This window comes from Bradyrhizobium sp. dw_411 (assembly GCF_018449695.1).
Taxonomy (GTDB): Bacteria; Pseudomonadota; Alphaproteobacteria; order Rhizobiales; family Xanthobacteraceae; genus Bradyrhizobium.
This window is the reverse complement of record NZ_JAAVUY010000050.1, coordinates 1-694: the sequence shown is the minus strand read 5'-3', so window position 1 is coordinate 694 and position 694 is coordinate 1. Positions and strand designations below refer to the sequence as shown.

Genomic DNA, 694 nt, shown 5'->3' with positions numbered 1-694 from the left:
GCCCGTCGCCGTGCCACTGATGACAGGGGCATCGTTGGTACCAGCAATCGTGACGCTGACCTCATGGGTGGCGATGGCCCCGGCACTGTCGGTCACCGTAATCTGGAAGATATCCGTGCGGGTCTCCCCGTCCTTCAGCCCCTGCGCCGAGTCATTGTCCAGTGTGTAGGTCCAGTGGCCGCTCTGGTCGATCGTGATCGCGCCGTACGACCCATGATCGTCCGCCACGCTCCAGGTCGCGCTATCGCCGATATCGGCATCCGAGGCGTCGAGCTTGCCGGATGCCGTCTGGGTGCCGTCCTCAGTGACCGAGCCCGTCGCCGTGCCGCTGATGGCAGGGGCGTCGTTGGTGCCAGCAATCGTGACGCTGACCTCATGGGTGGCGGTGGCGCCAGAGCCATCGGTCACCGTGACCTGGAAGATATCCGTGCGGGTATCACCCGCCTTCAGGCCCTGCGCCGAGTCATTGTCCAGCGTGTAGGTCCAGTGGCCGCTCTGGTCGATCGTGATCGCGCCGTACGACCCATGATCGTCTGCGACGCTCCAGGTCGCGCTGTCGCCGATATCGGCATCCGAGGCGTCAAGCTTGCCGGATGCCGTCTGGGTGCCGTCCTCGGTCACCGCTCCGGTGCCGGTCCCACTGATCACCGGCACATCGTTGGTGCCAGTGACGGTAACGCTGACCTCATGGGTG

At 65.3% G+C, this 694-nt stretch carries 1 protein-coding gene; it reads right to left on the bottom strand.

Translation table 11 applies throughout. The annotated features are described in order from the left end of the window. A partial coding sequence (locus tag HB676_RS33630) for a VCBS domain-containing protein (protein ID WP_213742821.1) occupies positions 1-694 on the bottom strand: 694 nt, incomplete at both ends.